The sequence below is a fragment of the Actinospica sp. genome (genome assembly GCF_035552695.1).
In the GTDB taxonomy this organism is placed as follows: domain Bacteria; phylum Actinomycetota; class Actinomycetes; order Streptomycetales; family Catenulisporaceae; genus Actinospica.
The window spans coordinates 1-21,450 of record NZ_DASZKT010000109.1; the positions used below are offsets into that span (position 1 = coordinate 1).

Annotated in this window: 13 protein-coding genes; 5 read left to right on the forward strand and 8 right to left on the reverse strand. The window is 68.6% G+C overall.

The window, feature by feature from the left end:
- Positions 1 to 191: 191 nt before the first annotated feature.
- Complete coding sequence (locus VG296_RS13205; protein WP_325565973.1) at positions 192 to 1,655, reverse strand: carbohydrate-binding protein; 1,464 nt, start codon at positions 1,653 to 1,655, stop codon at positions 192 to 194.
- Between the two features lie 890 nt (positions 1,656 to 2,545).
- Between VG296_RS13205 and VG296_RS13210 the strand changes: the two genes are divergently transcribed.
- Positions 2,546 to 5,419, forward strand: coding sequence for a carbohydrate-binding protein (locus tag VG296_RS13210; RefSeq protein WP_325565974.1), 2,874 nt, complete (start codon positions 2,546 to 2,548; stop codon positions 5,417 to 5,419).
- A 307-nt stretch (positions 5,420 to 5,726) separates the two neighbouring features.
- Here the strand turns inward: VG296_RS13210 and VG296_RS13215 are convergent, their stop codons facing one another.
- On the reverse strand, positions 5,727 to 6,329 hold the full coding sequence (locus tag VG296_RS13215; RefSeq protein WP_325565975.1) for a helix-turn-helix domain-containing protein: 603 nt from the start codon (positions 6,327 to 6,329) through the stop codon (positions 5,727 to 5,729).
- A gap of 348 nt (positions 6,330 to 6,677) precedes the next feature.
- Between VG296_RS13215 and VG296_RS13220 the strand changes: the two genes are divergently transcribed.
- Positions 6,678 to 7,517: a hypothetical protein gene (locus VG296_RS13220; RefSeq protein ID WP_325565976.1), complete on the forward strand. Its 840-nt coding sequence runs from the start codon at positions 6,678 to 6,680 to the stop codon at positions 7,515 to 7,517.
- A gap of 7 nt (positions 7,518 to 7,524) precedes the next feature.
- Here VG296_RS13220 and VG296_RS13225 read toward each other — a convergent pair whose 3' ends face one another.
- Complete coding sequence (locus tag VG296_RS13225) at positions 7,525 to 8,169, reverse strand: TetR/AcrR family transcriptional regulator (RefSeq protein ID WP_325565977.1); 645 nt, start codon at positions 8,167 to 8,169, stop codon at positions 7,525 to 7,527.
- A 97-nt stretch (positions 8,170 to 8,266) separates the two neighbouring features.
- Between VG296_RS13225 and VG296_RS13230 the strand changes: the two genes are divergently transcribed.
- Together VG296_RS13230 and VG296_RS13235 are read left to right on the forward strand one after the other, a co-directional pair.
- Complete coding sequence (locus tag VG296_RS13230) at positions 8,267 to 10,546, forward strand: MMPL family transporter (protein ID WP_325565978.1); 2,280 nt, start codon at positions 8,267 to 8,269, stop codon at positions 10,544 to 10,546.
- Between the two features lie 579 nt (positions 10,547 to 11,125).
- Entirely contained in the window at positions 11,126 to 12,574 is a 1,449-nt protein-coding gene (locus tag VG296_RS13235) for a UbiD family decarboxylase (protein WP_325565979.1), read from the forward strand.
- Between the two features lie 208 nt (positions 12,575 to 12,782).
- On the opposite strand, the gene VG296_RS33200 is transcribed toward VG296_RS13235, so the two are convergent.
- The 3 genes from VG296_RS33200 to VG296_RS13245 are packed head-to-tail and all read right to left on the reverse strand — an operon-like array spanning position 12,783 to position 13,846.
- Complete coding sequence (locus VG296_RS33200) at positions 12,783 to 12,899, reverse strand: integrase core domain-containing protein (protein WP_414641091.1); 117 nt, start codon at positions 12,897 to 12,899, stop codon at positions 12,783 to 12,785.
- Positions 12,900 to 12,920: 21 nt separating this feature from the next.
- The gene (locus VG296_RS13240; RefSeq protein WP_325565992.1) at positions 12,921 to 13,457 is read right to left on the reverse strand and encodes a tyrosine-type recombinase/integrase; all 537 of its coding nucleotides are present in this window, start codon (positions 13,455 to 13,457) and stop codon (positions 12,921 to 12,923) included.
- The gene (locus VG296_RS13245) at positions 13,427 to 13,846 is read right to left on the reverse strand and encodes a hypothetical protein (RefSeq protein ID WP_325565980.1); all 420 of its coding nucleotides are present in this window, start codon (positions 13,844 to 13,846) and stop codon (positions 13,427 to 13,429) included. Before VG296_RS13245 ends, VG296_RS13240 begins: the two co-directional genes overlap by 31 nt.
- 177 nt (positions 13,847 to 14,023) lie before the next feature.
- Between VG296_RS13245 and VG296_RS13250 the strand changes: the two genes are divergently transcribed.
- Positions 14,024 to 18,112 (forward strand): carboxypeptidase regulatory-like domain-containing protein, encoded by a 4,089-nt coding sequence (locus VG296_RS13250; protein WP_422653135.1) that lies wholly within the window; start codon positions 14,024 to 14,026, stop codon positions 18,110 to 18,112.
- Between the two features lie 672 nt (positions 18,113 to 18,784).
- On the opposite strand, the gene VG296_RS13255 is transcribed toward VG296_RS13250, so the two are convergent.
- Both VG296_RS13255 and VG296_RS13260 read right to left on the reverse strand, forming a co-directional pair.
- Positions 18,785 to 20,125, reverse strand: a complete 1,341-nt coding sequence (locus VG296_RS13255; RefSeq protein WP_325565982.1) for a right-handed parallel beta-helix repeat-containing protein — start codon at positions 20,123 to 20,125, stop codon at positions 18,785 to 18,787.
- 4 nt (positions 20,126 to 20,129) lie between these two features.
- Complete coding sequence (locus VG296_RS13260; protein WP_325565983.1) at positions 20,130 to 21,449, reverse strand: UDP-glucose/GDP-mannose dehydrogenase family protein; 1,320 nt, start codon at positions 21,447 to 21,449, stop codon at positions 20,130 to 20,132.
- Between the last annotated feature and the right edge of the window lies 1 nt (position 21,450).

Consider the following 21,450-nt stretch of genomic DNA (forward strand, 5'->3'; position numbering starts at 1 on the left):
GGCTGCGGGCTTATTTCTTTCACGATGACTGCCGGCAGCTGCTTGCTTACGACGCCGCGCTCGCGCATGCCGAGCTCCGGGTGCCGAACCCTGACTCCCACAGACCTCGCGCTGCGGCCGGTCGGGTCCCCCGACCGGCCGCAGCGCGAGGATGCGGCCTGGTGTGCAGGGTGCTGTCGATCAGTGGTGGATCAGTGTGCGGGGAAGCTGAAGTAGTGCAGGCTGACGTACGGTGGGTTGCCGCCGGCGCCGGACTGGAACTCCAGGTAGACGTTGTGCGTTCCGGTCGTGGTGGTGATGTTCGCCGGGATGGTGCGCCAGCTGGTCCAGCCGCCGGTGTTTCCGATCGCGAAGGTGCCGATCGGTGTGTTGCTCGGATTGTCCAGGACCACGTTCACCAGCCCGCTGACTCCTCCGGCCGCCCCGGACGCGGCCCGGGCGTCGAACTGACTGGAACCGGTGCCGAAGTTGACCCCGGGATACTCCAGCCAGCTGCCGCTGGACAGTTGCGCGACCTGGTTTGCGTCCACACCGGTCGGGTTGGTGTCACCGGCCGCACTGACCGGCGCGGAGCCTTGGGAAGAACTGAAGCAGTCGGCGGAGATGTTGGAGGTCGCCGTCGTCGTGCACTGCGTGCCACCGGGCGGAGTGGTGGTTGGCGGGGTCGTGCTTGGCGGGTTGGTCGTGGGCGGTGTGGTGACGCCGCTCCCGGTCTCGTACACCGCCACGTAGCCCACGCTCATGCCGGCGCCGGAACCGGTTGCGGTGGTGGGCGTGGTGCAGTTGCAGATTCTGTTGGGGTAGGCGCCGCCGATGGCGACGTTGAGGATCATGAAGAATCCGTGGTCGACGGCGGCTTGCCAGGTGGCGACGGGGACTTGGTTTTCGTTGACGGTCCATTGCAGGTTGCCGTCGGTGTAGAAGCGCAGTTGTTCGGCGCTGGTGTTGGTCCGGTCCACGATGATCGAGTAGGTGTGGTAGCCGGTCTGGCAGCCGCCGCAGGCCAGCAGGTTGCTGCTGATGCCGTTGGTTTCGTTGCACGGGCCGCCGGGGTCCACTCCGCAGTGGAAGGTGTGCGAGACCTGGCTCAGGGCGTTGACGTCTTCCATGATGTCGAATTCGCCGATGCTGGGCCAGTTGGTGGCGCCCACGCCGCGTGCGGCTGAGCCCATCGCCCAGAACGCGGGCCAGTAGCCGAGGCCGTTGCCGGGGTTGGGCTGCTCGATGGAGGCGGTCATCTCCATCTGGCCGCCGGGCGGAGCCGCGAAGCCGGTGTTCTGGGTCTCGATCCGGCCGGAGGTCCAGTTGCCTGCCGCGTCCCTGATCGGTTTGATCACCAGGTGTCCGTTGCCGTCCTGGTAGACGTTCGCGGTGGAGGTGGTCTCGCTCTCCACTTCGCCGGTGCCCCAGTTGCCGGCGCCGCCGGGGTAGCTGGTGCCGGTGTCGTAGAGCCAGTTCGCAGTGCTCACGCCGGTGCCGGCGGCGCCGCTGAAGTCGTCGCTGAACACGGTGGTCCAGCCGGCGGGCGGGCCGGGGACGGCGGAGGCGTTGGCGGTGGGCACCGCCACGACGGTGAGAATCGCGGCGATCGGCGCGATCGCCGCGAGGATCGCCACGGCGGCGCGCCGCCGTGGATGGGCGGTTTTGAGCATCATCGCTCCTGCGGAAAAGGGTAGGGAGGGCGCGCACCGGGGAGAAGCGCGGTGCGCGTTGTCCGTCACGTGTTCCGGCCGGACATGATCCGGAAACGTTTACGGACTGGCTGGCCGTAGTATCCGTGCGGATGGTGGGGTCGTCAACGGTTTCCGGTGCATTCCGGGCACTACTTTCGCCTGACGTTCGGCCCTTCCCGGGGTGATGTTGATCGGGCGAGGTCGTCCTGTGTCGCGGCGAGCCCGAGGTCAAGCCCGCGCGAGTCGTGCCGCCGAGTATTTGGGGCCGATGCTCGGGGAGGGGACACAGAGAGCGAACACAGGGAGATCATGAGACGCCTGAGGTGCCGCGCCGCCGGCGTACCGGCTCGGGTTGCGTGCGAGGGTATTGACACGTCCGACATCTCGGCGTAAACACACGTTACGGAGAGAGCGCTCTCCAAGCCGTCGTCCGCGGTGATGCGGCGCGGAAGCGTTCGATCCCGGTGTGCAGGAAGTGATCCGGGGCGATCCTGGCCGACCTCCGATAGGCCGTCGCCACCCGGTTTTCGATTGCCTGCCCGAACTGCCCACAGGCACCACTGTTCTACGGCGATACCCCACACCTGTGCCCGCGCTCCAGGAGCACAGGGTTTTTATCGGCCTGTTCCGGAAACGTTTCCGGCCTGCGGGTTTCGACCACCGGCCCTGGACGGACCGCGGATATCGCACCGTCGGGCCGTCGCGGTGCCCGCGGTCGCCCGACGAGCGAGCGGCGTGCCGTTGCGGCAGTACACCTGCGACGGCACCCCGGCCCGGGTACGGAGCCGGGCCGGAAGCAAGCCGAGAGGCCGGCCCGGCCAGCTGTCAGAGGAAGAATTTCAGTAGACGAACAGGACCCTAAGGAGACCATGATGAGACCCTCATCCGTTCTGCGGCTGCCCGCGACCGTGCGCGGTTGGCCCCACCGTTCCCGGTCCCGTTCCCGTCCCCGGGTCCGCGCGGCCATCGTGGTGGTGGCGTTGTCCACCCTGGCGCTGACGGGCGCGAACTCCGCGGCCCACGCCGCCACCGAGGGCCCCTACGGCGGTACCCCGGCGGCGGTGCCGGGTACGGTGCAGGCGGAGAACTACGACACCGGCGGCCAAAGCGTGGGGTACAACGTCACCTCCACCAACGGTTCCGACAACGCCTACCGCACCGACGGGGTGGACCTGGAAACCACCACCGACACCGGCGGCGGCAACGACCTGGGCTGGACCGCGGCCGGACAATGGTTCAAATACACCGTCAACGTCGCCACCGCCGGCACCTACACGGTGGGCCTGCGCCTGGCCGCACCCGCCGCGGTCACCGACGGCCTACACCTGGCCAACAGCGCGGGGACCAACCTGTCCGGGAACGTCAACGTCCCGGCCACCGGCGGCTACCAGACCTGGACCACCGTCACGGTCAGCATGACCCTGCCCGCCGGTCAGCAGACCCTGACCCTGGATCAGGACAACGCCGGTTGGAACATCAACTACCTCACCTTCACCTCCACGGGAGGCGGCAGCGGCGGGGAGGGCCCCTACGGCGGTACCCCGGCCGCGGTGCCGGGCACGGTGCAGGCGGAGAACTACGACACCGGCGGCCAAGCCGTGGCCTATAACGTCACCTCCATCAACGGCTCCGACAACGCCTACCGCACCGACGGGGTGGACCTGGAAACCACCACCGACACCGGCGGCGGCAACGACCTGGGCTGGACCGCGAGCGGACAATGGTTCAAATACACCGTCAACGTCGCCACTGCGGGCAGCTACAGCGTCGGCATCAGGGTCGCGGCTCCCGCGGCGGTGGCCGACGCCCTGCACATCACCAACAGTTCCGGCACCAACCTGAGCGGCAGCGTCGCCATCCCGGCCACCGGCGGCTACCAGACCTGGACCACCGTCACCGCCACGGTCACCCTGACTGCGGGCACCCAGACCCTGACCGTCAACCAGGACAGCGCCGGCTGGAACATCAACTACCTCACCTTCTCCAGCGGTGGCGGCACGTCCCCGCCGCCGACCGGCGGTAGCCTGGGATCGAACGTGATCGTGATCAGTCCGAGTGAGTCGGTGAGCGCGATCGCCAGTCAGCTCAACGCGATCGGGACCCAACAGAACCCGAACCAGTTCGGCACGCAGCGCTACGAGATCCTGTTCCAGCCCGGGACCTACGGCTCGGCCGCGTCGCCGTTGGACTTCCAGGTCGGCTACTACGAGAGCATCGAGGGCCTGGGCCAGAACCCGGGCCAGGTCGTGATCAACGGCACGATCGACTCCTGGAACCAGTGCACCAACGGCGTGCAGACCCAGTGCTACGCCACCGACAACTTCTGGCGGTCGGTCTCGAACCTGACCATCAACGTCACCGGCCTGACCGGATGCTTCGCCGGTGAGGACGTGTGGGCCGCCTCGCAGGCCGCCCCGATGCGCCGGGTCGCGATCAACGGCAACGTGACCCTGATGGACTACTGCGACGGGTCACCGGACTGGGCCAGCGGCGGGTACATCGCGGACTCCGAACTCAACGGCACCGTGGAGAACGGCTCACAGCAGCAGTACCTCGTGCGCAACACCAACATCGGCAGCTGGACCAACGGCGTGTGGAACCAGGTGTTCAGCGGCGACCCCGGCGCCCCGGCACAGAGCTTCGGTTCGACCCCCGTGTCGGCCGGCGGCCCCCAGCCGTACACGACCCTAGGCACCAGCCCGACCACCGAGGAGACGCCGTATCTCTACACCGATTCCTCGGGCAACTACAACGTGTTCGTACCCTCGGTGCGGACCAATTCCAGCGGACCGTCCTGGGCCAACGGCAACACCCCGGGCACCTCGCTGCCGCTGAACACGTTCTACGTCATCAACTCGGCGAGCACGATCGCGCAGATCAACGCGGCGCTGGGAGCGGGCGACAACCTCCTGTTCACGCCCGGTGTCTACAGCTACAACCAGACGATCAACGTCACCAAGGCCGACACCAAGGTCATCGGCCTCGGCTTCGCGACGGTGGTCCCGAGCGCCGGACAGACCACGATGAACGTGGCCGACGTCAACGGCGTGAACATCTCCGGCTTGCTCTTCGACGCCGGCCCGACCACCTCCCCGACCCTGCTGACCGTCGGCACCCAGGGCTCGACCGTCAGCCACGCCAGTGACCCGGTCAGCATCGACGACGTCTTCTTCCGGATCGGCGGGGCCACCGCCGGATCCGTCACCGACGCGTTCATCGACAACAGCAACAACTCGATCCTGGACGACATCTGGTCCTGGCGGGCCGACCACGGCGCCGGCAGCGGCTCGTGGACCTCGGACACCGCGGCCACCGGCCTGACCGTCAACGGCAACAACGTGACGGCCTACGGCCTGGCCGTCGAGCACTACCAGCAGTACGAAACCGTCTGGAACGGCCAGGGAGGCACGGTCATCTTCTTCCAGAACGAAAACCCGTACGACGTCCCGAACCAGGCCTCCTGGATGGCCAGTTCCACCCAGAACGGCTACCCGGGGTTCTACATCCCCAACAGCGTCACCACGTTCCAGGGCTACGGAATGGGTGTCTACTCCAACTTCACCGCCGGACCGGCGATCGAGAGTGCGATGGCCTTCCAGGCCCCGACCACCTCGGGCGTCGTGTTCCACGACCTGCTGACCGTGTGGCTCAACAACTTCGGAGGCATCCAATCGGTGATCGACGGAACCGGCGCGGCCGTCAGCTCGACCGCCCCCGGGCCGAGCAATGTGGTCACCTACAACTGAGCCGATCCCCCCGGCGATGAAGTCGGCCGACCGCGCAGGCTGCATCGCATTCCCCGGCAACACGTAACACCCCACGCCCCGGCCTGCCCGCCCAATCGAGCGGGCAGGCCGGTATGGGAAGCCGGCGGCCTATGGGCTGGGTATCGCGGCCTTCGTCCACAGTTCGTCCCACTCGGCCTCCGGCTCCGACGACATCGAGGGTGAGCAAGCCAAAGCGAGGCGGTACGGAATCCTCAACTGAGGAGTTCTCCCTGCGGACTTCATGAGGGCGCCACGGCCGCCCCGACGCAGGGCGGCTGTGGCGACTTCACAGGCGCTTGGTGGTCGGCCAGGCGCGCATGGCGTGTTCGATGCCTGCTTCGTCGAGCGGGGGCTGCGGCAGCGGGCAGGGGGCCTCGCGGCGGGTGCAGAGCGCGTCGATCATGAGAGTCAGGTACCTGCGCCACGCCTCCGGCGCGACAATGCCGGTGAATTCGTAGGCTGCGGACAGCATGAGCTGCAGGACGGGGAAGTCCTGGTCGCTGAAGTCGGGGCGCAGCGCGCCCTGCGCCTTGGCCCGCTCCACCATCGGCCGGAGCACGGGTCGCAGGCGGTCGCGCAGCAGTTCGCTGCGCTCGCAGCCGCCTTCGGCGGTGAGCATGAGGTCGCGCAGGCCCCGGTCGGAGGTCTGGAGCTCGGCCACGTCGACCATGAACCCGACGAATCCCTGCCACGGGTCCCCGGCCGCGGCTGCGGTGCGGGCGAGTTCGACGATGCGCTCGACGCTCTCCTCGAACAGTGCGTTGATCACCGCGGATTTGTTCGGGAAGTGCCGATAGACGGTGCCCACGCCCAGGCCCGCGAACTCGGCCACTTCGTCGAGGGTCGCGCCGAAGCCGCGCCGCGCGAAGACCTCTCGAGCGGCGTCCATGATCCGCCGCCGGTTCAACACGGCGTCCTTGCGCTTGCGGCGAACTGGCGAAGGCGACTGAGTCACAGATCACACGGTAGCCGACGGTCATACCGGAGGCATCTCCTCCGGTATCCGTGCTAGCCTCGAATCCGTAACCGGAGAAGGTTCCTCCGCATCCTTGGGCGGGATTCATGGTTGAGATTCGTCGGGTTCCCGGTCGACGTGACCGAGCTGTATGCCACCGACCGGAGAGCGCGGCGTTCCGACATCGTCGGGCGGGGCTGGGTCGGCGCTGACGGACGGGCACGAAGACTTTTCGAAGCGGGAGTAGTCCCGCCTGCAAGAAGAACCGAAAGAAGACTCGCGATGGGTGACTTCGCGCAATATCCCCATGTCCAGATGCCGGTAGCGGGATCGGTCCATGAACCGGCCGACGTATCGGAGCGAGGACGACAGACCGTCCCGGCCATCTCGCGAGTACCTCGACGAAGTCGACCCACCCTGTGGATCGCGGGTGCGGGTGCCCTGGCCTACAGCTCGTGGCCACTGGCCTTCCTCGTCAATCCGTCGCTCGCGGGCAGTGCTCTGGCGAGCAGTTTCGAAGGACGCAGCCAGCCCTTCAGCTGGCTCTTCATCCTGCTCGACTGTGTCGCCGGGTTGTGCACGGGCGTCGTGTGCATCCGCGAGCTGCGCCCACGCCCGTCGCTCCCGCGGCCGGCGAAGGTGCTCGTGCTCGCCCTGCTGGGCTACGGAGTGTTCGGAGTGGCGACCGCGGTCGACGCGGTCGTGCCGCTCAACTGCGGTTCAACCTCCGTCCAGGCGTGCGCCAGCCAGATCTGGCCGCTCACTCCGGACGACTTCCTCACCGGGACCGCCGTTTTCGCCCTATTCGTCGCCTCAGTCGCGGTCATCGTCGAGATGACCAGAAGACCGCTCGCGTTCCCATCGTTCGTGCCCGTAGTCATCACCATCACATTGATCGCATGGGGCGGCCTTGGACTCACCGTCCTCATGCCGGTCACCTCCGACACGGCAGCCGTGGTCTGCCAGTACGCCTTTCTCACGCTCACCAGCGTCCTCACGTTCGTCATACCGCTGGGCGCCGCCTCGGCGCGGCGACGCTCGACGGCGGACGTCACCAGATTCCATCAACGCTTGCTGCCCCGCGCGCAGGTTCGGCGGTCTCACCGATTCATCGCGCATTGAGCAGTCATCACGCGGACGGGTTCGGCCCGGTCGGCTGGTGGGCGTGACTTTTCGGCGCCTTGCCAGTGTGCAGGAGAGGCCAAATGGCGGCGGCCATCTGTTCGGGCGTGTCCGGTCGGCCGCGGCGTAGCCAGTCGATGATCGTGCCGATGATGGCGCCCGCCACGAACACCGCGAAGGGGTCGTACGGGATCTCTCTGAGCTCGTCGGTCAGCGGCTCGGCGTGCTCGGTGGGACGGGCGTACCGCTGCCGGGCGGCGTGCACGACGAGCGCCATGCGTTGCAGCAGGTGATCGATCACCCGCGCGCTGCCGTGCGCGCCGAGCAGGGACTTGTACAGCGCCGCGTGCTCGGCCACGTGCTCGAAGAGCTCGGCGAGGTTCGCCTTGGCCTCCTTCTCGGATTTCGGGCGGACCATCGGCACGGGGAGCGCGGCGAGCAGTTCGTCGAACACCGCGGTGCACGCCGCGGCCGCGAGATCGTCCACGCCGCTGTAGTGCTCGTAGAACGTGGAGCGGTCCACGCCCGCGCGCTTGGTCAGGTCGGAGACCGAGATCTGGCTCAGTTCGCGCTCGGCGATCAACGTGCGCAGTGTCTCCTCCAACGCCGCACGAGAGCGCAGGATCCGGGGGTCCGTCGTGTGCACAGCCATGCCCCCCAATCTACTCTTTCCGACAGCTGTGGTATAACCTACAGTCGTAGGTAACCAACAGATGTTGGATAACTTTGCACCGCGAGGGGACATTTCCGTGGCCACATTCCTCTACCGGCTCGGCCGGCTGGCGTTCCGCAGGCGCCGCCTGGTGACCCTGCTGTGGTTGCTCGTGCTGGCCGGCGTCGGGCTCGGCGCCGCGAACGCGCACGGTACGACGAACGACGCGTTCACCATTCCGGGCACCCAGTCCCAGCGAGCCATCGACTTGCTGCAAAGCCAGTTCCCGCAGGTGTCGGCGGCGGGCGCGAACGCACGCGTCGTCTTCGAGGCGCCGGCGGGTCAGACCCTGACGAGCGGGGCGCACAAGGCCGAGGTCGAGAATCTGGTCGCCGAGCTCGGCCGGGCACCGCAGGTCGCGAACGTCGCGGACCCGTACCGGAACGCGGCGGTCAGCGGTTCGGGAACGATCGCCTTCGCTCAGGTCACCTACACGGTCGGACAGGCCGACGTGACCGCCCAGGACCGGGACGCTCTCACCCGCATCGCGCAGCAGGGCGACGCGGCCGGTCTCCAGGTCAGCATGGGCGGCACGGCCCTGCAGGCCAAGGCCCAGCAGAGCGGCGGTGAGCTGATCGGCCTGCTGATCGCGGCCCTGGTGCTCGCGATCACCTTCGGCTCGCTGCTCGCCGCGGGACTTCCGCTGCTCAACGCGATCTTCGGGATCGTGGTGGCGCTGTGCTCGATCCAGATCGTCGGCGCGTTCGTGGACATGAGTTCGTCCACCTCGACCCTCGCGCTGATGCTGGGCCTCGCGGTCGCCATCGACTACGCGCTGTTCATCGTCTCGCGCTACCGCAGCGAGATCGCCGCGGGCCGTGAACCCGAGGACGCCGCCGGACGCGCGCTGGGCACCGCGGGTTCCGCGGTGCTGTTCGCCGGGCTCACCGTCATGGTCGCCCTGGCGGGGCTGAGCATCATCGGCATCGGGCTGTTGACGGACATCGGCCTGGCCGCCGCGTTCTCGGTCGCCGTCGCGGTACTCATCGCCCTTACTCTGCTGCCCGCGGTTCTCGGCTTCGCCGGGCCGCGCATCATGCGCGGCAGGTTCAAGACCCGCCGCATGCGCGCGCTCGAGCAGGGCGTCGCGGACCGCGAGACCATGGGCGTGCGCTGGGCCCGCTTCGTCACCCGGCACCCCGCCAAGCTGCTCGCCGCCTGCGTCGCCGTGCTGGTCACCCTCGCGATCCCGGTCCTCTCGATGCACCTGGCGCTGCCCGACGACGGCACCGCCGACCCGGGCAGCACCGAGCGCATCGCGTACGACACGCTGTCCAAGGGCTTCGGGCCCGGCTACAACGGCCCGCTGACCATCGTCGTCGACGCCCGGCACGCCGCGGACCCCGAGACAGCGGCCGAGCAGGCCCGCACGATCCTGAGCGGTATCCCCGACGTCGCGTCGGTCAGCCCCGCGGTGTTCAACACCGGCGGTGACGTGGCCCTGCTGCGCGCGATCCCCGGCAGCTCGCCCAGCAGCCCGCAGACCGTCGCCCTCGTCTCCGACATCCGCGCGCACGACGCCGCGTTCGCGCACGACTCCGGCGCCGATCTCCTCGTCACCGGCACCACCGCCTTGAACATCGACGTCTCCGGCAAGCTCGGATCGGCGCTGCTGCCCTACCTGGGGGTGGTCGTCACCCTCGCGCTGCTGCTGCAGATGCTCGTGTTCCGCTCGCTGCTCGTCCCGGTCAAGGCCGCCCTCGGCTTCCTGCTGAGCGTGGTCGCGACCCTCGGCGTGGTCGTCGCCGTCTTCCAGTGGGGCTGGCTCGACAGCCTCATCGGAGTGCACCAGAGCGCACCGATCGTCAGCATCCTGCCGATCTTCATGATCGGCGTCGTGTTCGGCCTCGCCATGGACTACGAGGTCTTCCTCGTCACCCGCATGCGCGAGGAGTTCGTGCACGGCGCCGAACCGGTCGAGGCGGTGGTCGCCGGATTCCGGCACGGCGCCCGCGTGGTGACGGCCGCCGCCATCATCATGATCTCGGTCTTCGCGGGATTCCTGCTCAACGACGTCGCCCTGGTCAAATCCATCGGCCTCGGCCTCGCCGCAGCCGTCCTGCTCGACGCCTTCATCGTGCGGATGACGCTCGTCCCGGCGGTCATGACCCTGCTCGGCCGCCGAGCCTGGGCCCTGCCGCGCTGGCTCGACCGCGTCCTGCCCAACGTCGATGTCGAGGGCGAAAGCCTGCGCCGCGCCCTCGATCCCGTCGAGCCCGCAGCGGACACCGTCGTCGCGCAGGTGCCCGAAGACCTCGACGAGTCCGACGCGCACGCCCTCGAACCGGCGCCTCCCGCTGCACCCCACGCGGGCTGAGCGCCCGTTCGAAACCGTCCTCACCAAGTGTCAGGAGCCGGGGGCCGTCCATGGGCAACGTGGCAGGTACGACGCACCACGCGCACCGTCGCACGTTGTACGCGGGGCCCCTCGGCTCGCTGATCGCGATCGGCGCACGGCCACGAGATAGATTCAGGCTTCTGATCATCGAAATCTGCTACCGAGGCCGCCATTCGCGAAGGCGTTCCCCGGCCGACCGTCCAGCACGACCCATCCGACCAGCGACGCGCAGATCAGTACTCCGACGCTACCGCCGCGCATAACGGTCGTCCGGCCGCCGCAGCTCCGGATGAGCACTGATTCACTGCCGCACTCGGAAACGACATGAACGGCGGCCGAATCAGGTCTCGCCAAGGCGCCCGGCGATCAGCATCGTTCCAGCTGCCCGCCGACCTCCCGGCCCGGCCTCGGCCAGCGCATACCGGTCGCGGCGTGGACGCTCCTGGTAGCGTCGCCCGGCATCAGGGCTCGAACTCGGCGACTGGGTATCATTCTCCAGTGGAGCGGGCCCGCCGTCGCGAACGGCGGTCTCACCTGACCCCGCAGGAGGCGAGTGACGTGCTTTCCCTGGAGGATGTGGACGACCTGCGCGGCTGGCTCGCCGTGGTGGACGAGCTCGGCGAGCTCCGGACCGTGGCCGGGGCCCACTGGGACGAGGAGATCGGTGCCGCCTCGGAGCTGAACTACAAGCGGCCGTCGCCGTCGGCGCTGCTGTTCGACGAGATCGAGGGCTATCGCAGGGGTCTGCGGGTGCTGACCGGGAGTACGGCGAACGCGCGCAGGCTCGGCGTGACGCTGCGGCTCGGCACGCAACTCGATGACCGCGAACTGGTGGAGGCGCTGCGCAACGGACCGAACGAGTGGGTCGCCGGCGCCGAGAACCACCCGGTGCGCGAGGTCGACTCGGGGCCCGTGGCGCAGCACGTCGTCTCGTCGCAGGACGCGAATCTGCTCGACTTCCCGGTGCCGAAGTGGCACGAAGCGGACGGCGGCCGGTTCATCGGCACGGGATGCGCCGTGTTCACCACCGACCCGGTCACCGGCAGGCTCAACGCGGGCGCGTACCGCATGCAGGTGCAGAACGGCGGCCGGGCGGCGAGCATCAACATCGGCTCGGGCAAGCATGGCGCCGGGCACGTGCGCGACTGGTTCGCCCGCGAGGGCCGCGCGCCGGTCACCGTGTCTCTGGGCCACGATCCGGTGCTGCTCGTGGTCGCGGGCACCGAGGTGCCGCGCGGCATATCTGAGCTCGAATATGCGGGTGCGATTATCGGCCGTCCGGTGGAGGTGATCCGCGGCGAGGTGACCGGCCTGCCGATTCCGGCGACCAGCGAGATCGCGGTCGAGGGCTGGCTCTACCCGGATCGGCGCGAGCGGGAGGGCCCGTTCGGGGAGTGGACCGGCTACTACAGCGGAGGCGTCGAGCCCGTGCTGACCTTGGACATCGAGCGCGTCTACCACCGCGACGACCCGATCCTGCTCGGCGCGCCGCCGGGAAAGCCGCCGCACGACTACTCGTACATGCGCAGCGTCATGAAGTCCGCGATGATCCAGGACGCGCTGATCAAGACCGGCCTTCCGGGCGTCGAGAGCGTGTGGGCTCACGAGGCGGGCGGCGGACGCCAACTGCTCGCGGTCGCGATCCACCAGCAGTACGCGGGCCACGCGCGTCAGGCTGCTTATCTGGCCTCGCAGCTGCCGGCCGCCGCGTACATGAACAAGTTCGTGATCGTCGTCGACGCGGACGTGGACGCGCGCAGCCTCAACGACGTCATGTGGGCCGTGTGCACCCGGACCGACCCGGGCGATGACATCGAGGTCCTGCGCAAGACCTGGGGCAGCCGCACCGACCCGCTGAGCGAGCAGGGCCAGCCGCCCTTCAACAACCGCGCGGTGATCGACGCCTGCCGTCCATGGACTCGGCTCGACTCGTTCCCCCAGGTCGCCGAGTCCAGCCGCGCGCTGCTCGACCGCGTGCGCCGCCGCTGGCCGGACATTCTCGGCTGACCTAAGGCGAGGCGCGGCGCCGTCTCATCGCGCGTCGGGCGTGCAGGATCCGCACCAAACGGCACGTGCCGGGCCGAGGGAAACACGGCGTTGGAGGCGAAGGGCCCTGAGCGCGGCGGCGGTGCGAGCGCGGAGCATCGAAGCCATGTTGGAGTCGACATGGTTTTCGACACCACTTGGACTATGCGGTGGTGGACATGCGCTCCTGTCAGCAGCGGCGCGATTCGATCGGGGTCCGGTAGCCGATGGAGGAGTGTAGACGCCGTTCGTTGTACGCCTTGATCCAGTTTTCGGTGTCCCGGCGGGCGCTGGTTCGGTCGGCCATGAGGCGATGCCGATCTCGGATTTATCGTGGCGAAGAACGGCTCGGCCGCGGCGCCGTCGGGGCACGAGCCGGTCCGGCTGGTGCTTTGCCTGATGTCCAGGCGCTGTAACGGGTTGCGGTGTGCGCGACCGCGTACCCAATCAACTCCTTGCTGCACAGGTCCAGGACGGTCGCGAGGTAGAGCCAGCCTTCGCCGGTCGGGAAGCAGTTGTTGTCCCCGATCAGTTTCAGACCGGGCATCGGAGCGGTGAACTCACGGCGTAGTAGATCCGGAATCGCTGCTGCTGCTGCTGCGGAGTCGGGTCTGGTCAGGTTCTGGCGCTTGCGTCGCGTGATTCCCGCGAGGCCGCGCTCACGCATCAGCCGGGCTACGCGGTGGCGGCCGACCTCGAGGCCCTGGCGCTTGAGTTCACGGGTGACCCGTTCGTCAGCCAGGTGACTGTAGGTCATCGACATTTCAGCACTCTTATGTCCGAGTGTTTTCACGATGGTCTGCACCCTCGCTCCCCTCTCGGCCAGCCGGGTGTCTAGCGTGTGGCGGAAGCGGTGCGGGTGGATCGCGGCCTTGCCTTCGCCGTTGAGGTTCCGAGCATGGCGCTGTTCTCCCGCAAGGGGGCCGCGAACACGTAGTCGGCGTGGGCCAGGGTGCCATTGCGCAGGAACGGGTAGCGCACCCGCACTCGAAGGTCGGGATCGAGTAGGCCGCGGTCGTGCTGCTCGTGCCGGATGGCGGCGAGCGCACGGATGGCCTCGGCTGTTTCTTCGGCTATCGGTACCGTGCGTTTCTGGTCGGGGAGTTTCCGCAACAAATTAGAAATCTGATATTCGTTTATAACGTGTCCGATATAGGAAATTGGCGAGAGTCCGCCACGGTTTCTGTGTGTCAATAAGGGTCCCTGAGGGAGAGGAATCTTAACGTTGCGAAAGTTTGCCGCCGCGCCGAACACCGGGCGCGTGGTTCAACACCGTCACGCACCGGGGTCGGTGCGTTACTCTCGGCCCTCTACAAGAGAGCTTGGTAAACCAGTATGCGAATACCCACGTCGAATACGCAGTCGCTCAGAAAACGAGGGAGCCGCCGCAGGGTCCTGTCCGCGGTCCTCGCCGCGGTCGCGCTCGCCGCGATGGGCGCCCAGGTTCCCGCCCGCGCCGCCACGGGGAGCAACCCCACCGGGCACCCTGCCGCGAAGAGCGCGGCCGCCACGGTCCAACCCGTCTGCGCCCCGGCGAAGAAGGGGCAGTTCACCTGCTTCGCGCTGCGCCGCACCGACGTGGCCTCGGCCAAGGGGGTCCTGCCCTCGACCGTCCCGGCCGGATACGGACCCGGCGATCTGGCCAGCGCGTACAACCTGCCGAGCAACGGCGGCGCGGGCGCCACCGTCGCCCTCGTCGACGCCTACGACGACCCCAGCGCCGAGGCCGATCTGGCGGTGTACCGGGCGCAGTACGGCCTGCCCGCCTGCACCACCGCGAACGGCTGTTTCAGCAAGGTCGACGAGACCGGCGGCACCGGTTACCCGCCCGCCGACCCGAACTGGTCCGGCGAGATCTCCCTGGATCTCGACATGGTCTCGGCCGTCGCACCCGCCGCGCACATCCTCCTCGTCGAGGCGAACACGGCGAACTTCGCCGACCTCGGCGCCGCAGTCGACGAGGCCGTCGCACTCGGCGCAGGCTACGTCTCCAACTCCTACGGCACGTCCTACAGTTCCACTCCGGGTAGCGGCGAGGACCCGTCCGAGACCACGACGATGGACCCGTACTACAACCATCCGGGCGTCGCCGTCGTCGCGAGCACCGGCGACAGCGCCTACGGGGTCGCCTACCCGGCGGCCTCGCAGTACGTCACCTCCGTCGGCGGCACCTCCCTGGTCAGGGACTCCAGCACCCGCGGTTGGTCCGATTCGGTGTGGAACAACAGCTACGGCGGCGGCGGCTCCGGCTGCTCGGTCTACGAGCCCAAGCCGTCCTTCCAGACCGACTCCGGCTGCGCGAACCGGACCGTCGCAGACGTCTCGGCCGACGCGGACCCGGTCACCGGCGTGTCGGTCTACGACAGTTACCAGGCGTCCGGATGGCAGGTCTACGGCGGTACCAGCGCTTCTTCGCCGCTCATCGCGTCCGTGTATGCCGACGCGGGCGCTCCGGCGGCCGGCACGTATCCGAACTCGTACCCCTATGCCTCCGCGGGCTCGCTCAACGACGTGACGTCGGGCTCGAACGGCACCTGCACGCCCACCTACCTCTGCACCGCGGGCTCCGGCTACGACGGACCGACCGGGCTCGGCACGCCCGACGGCACCGCCGCATTCAGCAGCGGCCCGCACGGATTCGTCAAGGGCACCGTCACCGCGGGCGGCGGCGCACCACTTGCCGGAGCACAGGTAACCGTCGGTTCGAGCACCGCCACAACGGCCGCGGACGGTACATACACGCTCTCTGTTCCAGCGGGGACCTACCCCGTGGCAGTGAGCGACTATGGCTACGCGTCGAGTTCCGTGACCGGCGTAGTCGTCGCGGACGGGGCGACGGTGACCGAGGACTTCACCCTCGCCGCCGTGGCCCGCACCACTGTCACCGGTACCGTCACGGACGGCTCCGGAGAGGGCTGGCCGCTCTACTCCTCGATCACTGTCGCCGGCGCCCCCGGCGGCCCGGTCTACACCAACCCGAAGACCGGCGCCTACAGCCTCCAACTTCCGGTCAACGGCTCCTACACCCTGAAGGTCGCGGCTGCTTACCCCGGCTACCAGCCGACAACCAAGAGCGTCACCGTGGGAACCACCGCGCTCACCCAGAACATCTCCGTCCCCGTCGACGCGGCGACCTGCACGGCCCCCGGATACACAAGCCATGCGCACGGTATCTATCAGACATTTGATACAGCTTCCACGCCGGCGGGATGGACCGCCGCCAACGCGTCGGGCACGGTCGGCGGCTGGGAATTCGACGACCCGGACCACCGGGGCAACCTGACCGGCGGCAGCAGCGGCTTCGCCATCGTCGACAGCGACTACCTCGGGTCGGGCAACAGCCAGGATACGACGCTGACGACACCGGTCGCCGACCTGTCCGCGACCACCGCCCCGCTGCTCGCGTTCGACACCTACTACAACGCGTACTTCAACTCGACCGCCAGCGTCGATCTGAGCTTGGACGGGGGTACGACCTGGGCCAACGTATGGCAATACACGACGACAAGCGTGTACGGCCAGCACGTGTCGATCCCGCTGCCCCAGGCCGCGGGCAAGAGCTCGGTGCAGGTCCGATTCCACTACACCGGCAACTGGGCGTACTTCTGGGAACTCGACAACGTCCTGCTCGGCAACACCACCTGCGACCCGGGCCCCGGCGGCCTGGTGATCGGTCAGGTGACCGACACGAACACGGCGGCGGCGCTGCCCGGCGTCGTGGTCTCCGGAGCGGGCTCCGCGACCGGGACCTCCGCGGTGTCCGCGGACCCGGCGTTCACCGGCGCCTTCTACTGGCTGTTCTCCCCGAGCACCGGCGCCCAGTCGCTCACCGCGGCCAAGTCGCACTACACGACCGGGACGGCGGCGGCGAACGTCACCGCGTCCGGGGTGACCGAAGCGGACTTCGCACTCAAGGCCGGGCGGCTGACCGTCACCCCGTCCTCGGTCTCGAAGTCGCTGGCCTGGGGCGCCTCCGGCACCAAGACGCTCACGGTCAAGAACACCGGCAGCGCGCCGGCCACGTTGAACCTGAGCGAGGCGACCGGCGGCTTCACCATCCAGGGCGTCCAGCAGTCCCAGGCGCCGGTACAGCACGTGACCGGGGTGTTCCCGAAGACCGATATGGCGGTTGCCGACAGCGCGGCGAAGCCGAAGACCACAGCCAAGGCGGCGACTCCCACGGCGGGAACGTCCTGGCAGCCGCTTGCCGACTACCCGACCGCGATCCAGGACAATCTGGCCGAGTACTCCGGCGGCAAGCTCTACTCAGGGTTCGGATACAACGGTAGCGCTGACGCCAACACCCTCTACTCCTACGACCCGACCGTCGGCACCTGGACCCAACTGGCCAGCGCCACCAACACCCGCGAGACCCCGGCCCACGGCTTCATCGGCGGCAAGCTCTACGTGGCCGGCGGCTGGGGACCCACCGGCAGTCCGGACACCAACACGGAGATCTACGACCCCGCGGGCAACACGTGGTCGCCGGGACCTGCGTGGAGCGGCGCCCTGGCAGGCTCGGGCAGCGCGGTCCTCGGCTCGAAGCTCTACGTGATCGGCGGCTGCAGCGCCTTGACCTGCGGCAGCACCACGGTATCCGTACTCGACACCACCACGGGTACCTGGTCGACCGCCGCCTCCTACCCGGAGACCACCTCCTGGACGGCCTGCGGCACGATCGCCGGTGAGATCTACTGCGCCGGCGGCACCGACGGGACCAACACCAGTGCGCACACCTATTCCTACGACCCGTCCTCCGACACCTGGACCAAGCTTGCCGACATGCCCACCGGCGTGTGGGGCTCGGCGTACACCGCGGCAAACGGTGAACTGCTGGTCCAGGACGGCGTGGCCGGCGGCGTACTGACCAACCAGGGTTGGGCGTACGACCCCGCGTCGGACGCCTGGACCGCGCTGCCGAACGCCAACGCCGCCGCGTACCGGTTCGGAGGGGCGCTCGGCTTCTATACGGTCGGCGGCGGCCAGGGCTCGTCCAGTCCGCCGATCAGCTCGGCGGACGTGCTGGCTGGCTACGACCAGGGCGGGGCCGCGGACGTCCCGTGGCTATCAGAGAGCGCGACCTCGGTCACGCTCGCCCCGGGAAAGAGCGCGACCGTGACGCTGACGTTCAACGCCGCGGACGCGTCGATCGTCCAGCCCGGCAGCTACACCGCCGCGCTGCTGGCCGCTTCGGACACCCCGTACCAGATCGGCTCGATCCCAGTCACCCTGACGGTGTCCCCGCCGGCGACCTGGGGCAAGATCGTCGGAGTGGTCCGGTACACCGACTCAACGGGCGCGTATGTGCCGTTGGCCGGGGCGACCGTACAGATCGACACCTGGGCCACCCACTACACCCTGCACACCGACGCCAACGGCGATTACGCGCTCTGGCTCGACGTGCGCAACAACCCGCTCACAGTCATCGCGGCGAAGGACGGCTACCAGCCACAGGCCGTCACCGTGAAGATCAGCAAGGGTAAGACGGTCACAGCGACCTTCACCCTGCTCAAGGACTGACAGCGACGATATGCGTGGTGATGCCGCCGACGCCTGTTCGGGGCCTGCCGGCTCGTCGGTGGCATCACCACACTCGCGGATGACCCGCCCCTGGGCAGTTGACCGGATCGAGACCCTACGCGTCGGTTCGAGCGGGTCGGCCGACCCGGGAGGGCCAGGACGGCTGCTCCGCAAGTGCGTCGACTTCAGATGTGGTCACGACCTGTGATGTGCTCGTTCTTCAGGCGCGCGCGGCATTCGAGGACTGCCACCTGCGCGTCTCCTACCTGCGCGTCTCCCACCTGCATCCGGCACGAAGAGTGACGATCACGGCCGCTACGCCGACGGGTGCCCTCGTCGGAACACGATCGGCCGCGACCGCTTACCAGCAGGCATGCGCTGCTGCGGATCACGTCAAACGACTCCGTCGCCAAGCTGACTTACGTCCCCTCCCGCAAAAAGAGAGCCAGCCACGATGCCCTCGACTCCCTAGGCCCACCGGATGCCTGACTGGGCGTTTGAGCATGGTATTTCACCCTACGACGGGTATTCCGGTCGACCGATCCATCCCAAACGCGCGGCTTGCCGGAGGTGAGCACCAGCCGCACCGGATCAAGTCTCGACGGCGCCGCAGCCGAGTCGTTCTTCGCCACAGCTCACCTGCGGAAACGCGCAGCGAGCTTAGCGGACAAGCTAAGATATGGACATCTGGTTGTCGGGTTTCACGATGATGCTTGCGTTCGCGCCGTCCTGGGTGGAGATGATCGGGCCTCCCTGGGAGGCAAGACGGTTGTTGCTGAGCGTCACGCCGCGAAGAGTTCCGGCCAGTCGCACAGCGGGGGGCGGCGGCGAACCGGGACCGGCGGCCGAGACGGTCACCGAGTTGCCTGAGATCAGCGCGCTGGTCACGTTCCCGGCCACCGTGATACCGCCGTACCACGCGGAGCCCCGTCCTGAGCCGGTGCTCACGTTGTCGCGCACGATGTTGTTTCTGTTGTAGGTGCCGGCTTTCTCCGCGTAGAGCATGAGACCGGCTCCGTCGTTGTTGTACGCGAGGTTGTTCTGGAGGACGCAGTCGGAGGTGTTCTGGTCGAGGTCGAATCCGTCGCCGTCGGCTGGGCCTCCGGTGTGGTTGTCGTGGGCGACGTTGCGCTCGATCACCACGGCGGACGAGTCGTACGTCCAGATTCCGGCAGGGCCCTGAGGGGCAGCGCACAGCCGGCCGTTCTCGTAGGCCTCGGACTTCTCGATCAGGCCGGTTCTTACGCTGCCGAGCACGATGCCGTTGCCCGTGTTGCGTTCGGTGTTCGTGGCGTCGCCCGCGTTGCGGTAGGCCTGGACCGAGGAGATCGTCACGTTCTCGTGGGCGTAGCGCGGCGAACCTGGTTGCAGGCCCGGCCCGTACACGGCGACCCCGGCCTCCATGTTGTCGTGGGCCAGCGAATTGCTGACGGTGACGGCGCGGAAGCCGGTCTTGGCAGCGCCGATCTCGATGCCGTTCTTGAATCCGCTGGCCTCGACGCCCGCGACGACGATGTGTTCGAGCACCCGGCCGTCGGACAGGTCGTTGTAGCAGACGACGCCCCCGCAATCGGCGAACGTGCCGGCGTCGCCGATGACCTCCAGGTCGCGGATCTCGACGCCGGCCGTGTTGTGGACGTACACGGCCGACGTCGCCTGGGGCGCGATGATCGCCTTGCCGGAGCCGAAGGAGCCGATCGTCACCGGTTTCGCGGCGTCACCGGCGTCCGCCTGATCGAGTTGCAGCATGCCCGTGAAGCGCGCGCCGCCGCGCAGCAGCACGCTGTCACCGGGTGCGAGGACGACACGGCGCACCCGGTCCAGCGATCGCCACGCCGAACCCGGCGAGAGTCCGTCGGCCTCGTCGGACCCCGCCGGATCCAGGTAGTAGGTGCGCCGGGTGGGGCCAGGGCCCGAGCGCGTCGGCAGGGAGAGCCGGAGTCCCACGCCGACGATCGCCGACGCGGCCACGACGATGCCGGACCGCCGCGTGTAAACGCCTGCTCTCCGCATGGTGTCAGGCCGCTGCCCGGCCGAGTCCGCGGATCGTCCAGTTCGCGGAACGCCACCGGTCGAGGTGCAGCGCGTTGCGGGCGTCGATGATCCGCGGCTGCCGGACGACCTTGCCGAGTGCCGCCGGGTCGAGCTCCCGGTACTCCTGCCACTCGGTCAGATGCAGCACCAGGTCGGCGTTCTCGCAGGCCTTCGAGACCTCGTGGGCGTAGTCGAGGCTCGGGTGCGCCGTGCGGGCGTTGTCGATCGCCTTGGGGTCGTGCACCCGCACGGCGGCACCCTGCAACCGGATGGCGGCCGCCACGTGGAGTGCGGGCGAGTCGCGCACGTCGTCGCTGTCGGGTTTGAACGCGGCGCCCAGCACGGCGACGTTGCGGCCGAGCAGCGAGCCGCCGACGAGCTGGCGGGCCATCTCGACGACCCGGTGGCGGCGGCGCATGTTGATCTCGTCCACGTCGGCGAGGAACTCGAGGGCCTGCCCGACGCCGAGCTCATTGGCGCGGGCCATGAAGGCGCGGATGTCTTTGGGCAGGCAGCCGCCGCCGAAGCCGAGGCCGGCGGACAGGAAGCGGCGCCCGATTCTGGTGTCGTGGCCGATGGCGTCGGCGAGCGTGACCACGTCCGCGCCGGTGGCGTCGCAGATCTCGGCGATCGCGTTGATGAAGGAGATCTTGGTGGCGAGGAACGCGTTCGCCGACACCTTCACGAGCTCGGCCGTGCTCAGATCCGTGCAGATGTACGGGACGCCGGCTTCCAGCATCGGCGCGTAGAGCTCGCGCAGGATCCCGTCGGCCCGCGTGGACGGCGCCCCGACCACCAGCCGGTCCGGGCGCAGCGTGTCCTGCACCGCGAAGCCCTCGCGGAGGAACTCCGGGTTCCAGGCCAGCTCGATCTCCGCGTCGGCCGGGGTGAGCCGGGCCAGGTCCGCGGTGAGTGCGGCGGAAGTGCCCACCGGGACGGTGGATTTGCCGACGATCAGTGCGCCGTGCTGAAGGTGCGGGGCCAGCCCGTGCACGACGGCGTTGACGTGGCGCAGGTCGGCGCCGTGCCCGCCGGACAGCTGCGGGGTGCCCACGCAGACGAAGTGGACCTCGCCGAACTCGCCCGCCTCGGCCAGCGAGGTGGTGAAGCGCAGCCGGCCCGATTCGAGCGTGCGCGTGAGCACCTCGGAGAATCCGGGCTCGTAGAACGGCGGCCGCCCGTCGGCCAGCGCCTCGATCTTCGCCGCGTCGACATCCACGCCGAGCACGTCGTGCCCGATCTCGGCCATGCACGCGGCGTGCACCGCGCCGAGATAGCCGGTTCCTATGACGGTGATGCGCATT

Excerpts from the sequence above, each read along its gene's own strand:
- VG296_RS13205 (WP_325565973.1), bottom strand. The coding sequence starts at position 1,655 with ATGATGCTCAAAACCGCCCATCCACGGCGGCGCGCCGCCGTGGCGATC.
- VG296_RS13210 (WP_325565974.1), top strand. The coding sequence starts at position 2,546 with ATGAGACCCTCATCCGTTCTGCGGCTGCCCGCGACCGTGCGCGGTTGG.
- VG296_RS13215 (WP_325565975.1), bottom strand. The coding sequence starts at position 6,329 with ATGGACGCCGCTCGAGAGGTCTTCGCGCGGCGCGGCTTCGGCGCGACC.
- VG296_RS13220 (WP_325565976.1), top strand. The coding sequence starts at position 6,678 with ATGGGTGACTTCGCGCAATATCCCCATGTCCAGATGCCGGTAGCGGGA.
- VG296_RS13225 (WP_325565977.1), bottom strand. The coding sequence starts at position 8,169 with ATGGCTGTGCACACGACGGACCCCCGGATCCTGCGCTCTCGTGCGGCG.
- VG296_RS33200 (WP_414641091.1), bottom strand. The coding sequence starts at position 12,899 with ATGGCCGACCGAACCAGCGCCCGCCGGGACACCGAAAACTGGATCAAG.
- VG296_RS13250 (WP_422653135.1), top strand. The coding sequence starts at position 14,024 with ATGGGCGCCCAGGTTCCCGCCCGCGCCGCCACGGGGAGCAACCCCACC.
- VG296_RS13255 (WP_325565982.1), bottom strand. The coding sequence starts at position 20,125 with ATGCGGAGAGCAGGCGTTTACACGCGGCGGTCCGGCATCGTCGTGGCC.
- VG296_RS13260 (WP_325565983.1), bottom strand. The coding sequence starts at position 21,449 with ATGCGCATCACCGTCATAGGAACCGGCTATCTCGGCGCGGTGCACGCC.